The sequence below is a fragment of the Pseudomonas batumici genome, assembly GCF_000820515.1.
Lineage (GTDB): Bacteria > Pseudomonadota > Gammaproteobacteria > Pseudomonadales > Pseudomonadaceae > Aquipseudomonas > Aquipseudomonas batumici.
In genome coordinates this window covers 1-3,914 of the sequence record NZ_JXDG01000052.1, presented here as the reverse complement: position 1 = coordinate 3,914, position 3,914 = coordinate 1, and the positions used below count along the sequence as shown (strand labels likewise).

The 3,914-nt window shown below is 62.1% G+C and carries 3 protein-coding genes; 2 read left to right on the top strand and 1 reads right to left on the bottom strand.

All coding sequences use genetic code 11. The features are described from left to right. Window positions 1-458: 458 nt before the first annotated feature. The gene (locus UCMB321_RS19045; RefSeq protein WP_040069830.1) at window positions 459-2,132 is read left to right on the top strand and encodes a DEAD/DEAH box helicase; all 1,674 of its coding nucleotides are present in this window, start codon (window positions 459-461) and stop codon (window positions 2,130-2,132) included. Window positions 2,133-2,212: 80 nt separating this feature from the next. Here the strand turns inward: UCMB321_RS19045 and UCMB321_RS19040 are convergent, their stop codons facing one another. Continuing rightward, window positions 2,213-2,980, bottom strand: a complete 768-nt coding sequence (locus UCMB321_RS19040) for a DODA-type extradiol aromatic ring-opening family dioxygenase (protein ID WP_040069827.1) — start codon at window positions 2,978-2,980, stop codon at window positions 2,213-2,215. Window positions 2,981-3,089: 109 nt separating this feature from the next. Here UCMB321_RS19040 and UCMB321_RS19035 point away from each other — a divergent pair, with 109 nt between their 5' ends. After that, window positions 3,090-3,749, top strand: coding sequence for a thiopurine S-methyltransferase (locus UCMB321_RS19035; RefSeq protein ID WP_040069825.1), 660 nt, complete (start codon window positions 3,090-3,092; stop codon window positions 3,747-3,749). Window positions 3,750-3,914 lie beyond the last annotated feature (165 nt).

Sequence of the window (3,914 nt, the reverse complement as noted above, 5' to 3'; positions counted from 1 at the left end):
ATCAGGCATACCGTTTGACCCAAACATCGCGCTTGCGCGATGAGGGTCAAGACGGTATCTACAGGTTTTTTCGTGTCCTGGAGGTCATTGGCAGATTCCGACGAGTGAACCGTTTAAGCCGCCAGGCCCACCGGGCAAGCTGCAAGCCTTCGACCGGTTATCCGTAAAGCCCGCCATAGAGAGGCGTACAGCGGCTTTTCCAGATAAATAAATCTCCCTTTTTTTGTCAGTTCCGGTATAGTGCGCGCCGGCCTTTAACCGGGCCGCGTTTAGGTAATGCAATTCCCCGAAGCCAGCTTCGGTCGCTGTCCGCCCTGCGGACTATCCTTGACGACTCTTCCATTCAATCGTTTTCGCAAATCCCCGCCGACAAAGCTGCCAGGGTGACTCTCAGAGTCTTACACGGCATGCGCAGCTTTGGAGCATGGGTCTTTGCGGATGCACTTAGAGGCAGACCCATGACCCAGGAAATCGGCGGCTTCGCCGCTCTTGAACTTCATCCCAATATTGTCGCTGCAGTAGTCGCTACCGGCTATGAAGAGCCTTCGGCCATTCAGCAGCAGTCAATCCCGATCATCCTTGCCGGTCATGACATGATTGGCCAGGCGCAAACCGGTACCGGTAAAACCGCCGCGTTCGCCCTGCCTATCCTGCACCGCATCGATCCGTCCAAGCGCGAGCCGCAAGCTCTGATCCTGGCCCCAACCCGTGAGTTGGCGCTGCAAGTTGCAACCGCTTTCGAAACCTACGCCAAGCAAATGCCGGGCGTGACTGTTGTGGCTGTCTACGGCGGTGCGCCGATGGGCCCGCAATTGAAAGCCATCCGTAATGGCGCACAGATCGTTGTCGCCACTCCGGGCCGTCTGTGCGACCACCTGCGTCGCGACGAAAAAGTCCTCGCCACCGTGAACCACCTGGTTCTCGACGAAGCGGACGAAATGCTCAAGCTGGGCTTCATGGATGACCTGGAAGTGATCTTCAAGGCCATGCCGGAATCCCGTCAGACCGTGTTGTTCTCGGCCACCTTGCCGCAGTCGATCCGTGCGATCGCCGAGCGTCACCTCAAGGATCCGAAACACGTCAAGATCCAGAGCAAGACCCAGACCGTCACCGCGATTGAACAGGCCCACCTGTTGGTCCACGCCGACCAGAAGACCTCGGCTGTATTGAGCCTGCTGGAAGTCGAAGACTTCGACGCGCTGATCATGTTCGTGCGCACCAAGCAAGCGACCCTGGACCTGGCCAGCGCCCTGGAAGCCAAAGGCTACAAGGCTGCCGCGCTGAACGGCGACATCGCCCAGAACCAGCGTGAGCGCGTGATCGACTCCCTCAAGGATGGCCGCCTGGACATCGTTGTGGCGACCGACGTTGCCGCACGTGGCCTGGACGTTCCGCGCATCACCCACGTGTTCAACGTCGACATGCCGTACGATCCAGAGTCCTACGTGCACCGTATCGGCCGTACCGGTCGTGCCGGTCGCGAAGGTCGTGCGCTGTTGCTGGTGACACCACGTGAGCGCCGCATGCTGCAAGTGATCGAGCGTGTGACCGGGCAGAAGGTTGCCGAAGTCCGCCTGCCGGACGCCCAGGCCGTTCTCGATGCGCGCATCAAGAAGCTGACCAACAGCCTGTCGCCGCTGGTGGCTGACGCTGAATCGACCCACGGCGACCTGCTGGATCGCCTGACCGCCGATATCGGTTGCAGCCCGCGTGCCCTGGCCGCAGCCCTGCTGCGCAAGGCCACCAATGGCCAGGCGCTGAACCTGGCGGCGATCGAGAAAGAGCGTCCGCTGGTGCCGAACAACGCGCCGCGTGGCGATCGTCCGGAGCGTTCCGGTGACCGTCCCGAGCGTGGCGATCGTGAGCGTCGTGCGCCGATTCCTCTGGCTGAAGGTCGTGCCCGCTGCCGTACCGCGCTGGGTGCGCGTGACGGTATCGCCGCCAAGAACCTGCTGGGCGCCATCCTCAACGAAGGTGGTCTGGCGCGTGAAGCCATCGGTCGCATCCAGGTGCGTGACAGCTTCAGCCTGGTGGAACTGCCGGAGGATGGTCTGGAGCGTCTGCTGACCAAGCTGAAGGACACCCGCGTGGCCGGCAAGCAGCTCAAGCTGCGTCGCTACCGCGAAGATTGATCAACCCCGGGTTGATTGATCGATAAAAAAATCCCCGACTGGTTCGGGGATTTTTTTTGCCTGCCGTGAGGGTAGGAGCATCAGCCGAAGCGATAGATGTCCATGCCCAGTGCGCCCAGGGTGAAGCCCTGGTGGGCGATGCTCATCTGGCCGCCGGCGCCACGGGCGAAGTACAGCGGCAGCAGGTGCTCGTCACTGGGGTGGCTGCGCACGGCATAGGGCGCCTGCTTGCGGTAGTCGTGCAGGGCGGCTTCGTCATCGGCGGCGAGCTTGTCGACCATCCAGTCGCGGAAGGCCTTGGCCCAAGGTTCGATGCTTTGCGGGCCGGCATGCCAGTCCAGTTCACCGAGGTTATGGGTAATGCTGCCGGAGCCGATCAGCAGGACGCCCTGTGCCCGCAGGCCGCCGAGGACATGCCCGATACGCGTCTGCAGGGCAGGGCCCAGGCGGCTCGGCAGCGACACCTGGACCACCGGGATATCGGCTTGCGGGTACATCAGCGACAACGGCACCCAGACCCCGTGGTCGAACGGGCGCTGGTCATCGAGCCGGGTGGGGAGGCCGTCGGCGTTCAGCAATGCCGCCACCTCGGCGGCCAGCTTCGGCTCACCGGGCGCCGGGTATTGCACGGCGAACAGCTCTCTGGGAAAACCACCAAAGTCGTGCCAGGTTTCCGGTTGTGGATTGCTGCTGACCCGCAGGTCCTGGCTTTCCCAGTGGGCCGAGACGATGACGATGGCCTTCGGTCGCGGCAGCTCGGCCGCCAGGCGGGCCAGGGCCGGGCCACTGGCGCCGGGGTCCAGCGCCAGCATGGGAGAGCCGTGGGAGATGAACAGGCTGGGGAGCATAATGAAGGTCCTGGGCGTCAAGTGATGATGGCACCATCTTCAATCAGATCACTGATCTAAATCTAATATAAGTTTTAGGGATTTTTGATCGAATTTTCAGGGTGAACCTATGCAACCGGAATTTTGGCACAAGCGTTGGGAACACAACCAGATCGGCTTTCACCTGGAGCAGGTCAACCCCTATCTGCAGCGGTTCTGGCCCGACCTGGCCCTGCCGGTGGAGGCGCGGGTGCTGGTGCCGCTGTGCGGCAAGAGTCTCGACCTGGCGTGGCTGGCGGCCCAAGGCCTGCGGGTCCTGGGGGTGGAGTTGTCGGAGAAGGCCGTGGAGGCTTTCTTTGCCGATCAGCAACTCAAGCCGCTGATACGTCAACAAGGGGCATTCATGGTCTATGAAGCGGGTCCGCTGGAGCTCTGGTGTGGGGATTTCTTTGCCCTGACCGCGGCGGACGTCGCCGATTGCGCGGGGCTGTATGACCGGGCGGCGCTGATTGCCTTGCCGCCGCCGATGCGCGAGCGTTATGCAGCGCATCTGACCCGGATACTCCCGGTCGGTACCCAAGGCCTGTTGATCACCCTGGACTACGACCAGGCCCAGCTCGACGGGCCGCCGTTCGCCTTGCTCGACGGTGAGGTCCGGCGGTTGCTGGAGCCACAGTGGCAGCTTCAGGTGGAAGATGAGCAGGATGTGCTCGGCGAGAGCTGGAAGTTCCTCCAGGCCGGTGTCACGCGGCTCGACGAGCGGGTTTACCGGCTGGAAAAGGTCTCATAGGAAGCAGGTGGGTCGATGATGATTCTGCAAGCACCGCGAACTTTGTAGGAGCTGGCTTGCCAGCGATGGCGTCCGCAAGAAACATGCAAGACTTTAGGGCCTCATCGCTGCGATGCGGCGTCCCGACAAGCCAGCTCCTTGTATCTCGACTAACGCCTCGTCAGA

Excerpts from the sequence above, each read along its gene's own strand:
- UCMB321_RS19045 (WP_040069830.1), top strand. The coding sequence starts at position 459 with ATGACCCAGGAAATCGGCGGCTTCGCCGCTCTTGAACTTCATCCCAAT.
- UCMB321_RS19035 (WP_040069825.1), top strand. The coding sequence starts at position 3,090 with ATGCAACCGGAATTTTGGCACAAGCGTTGGGAACACAACCAGATCGGC.
- UCMB321_RS19040 (WP_040069827.1), bottom strand. The coding sequence starts at position 2,980 with ATGCTCCCCAGCCTGTTCATCTCCCACGGCTCTCCCATGCTGGCGCTG.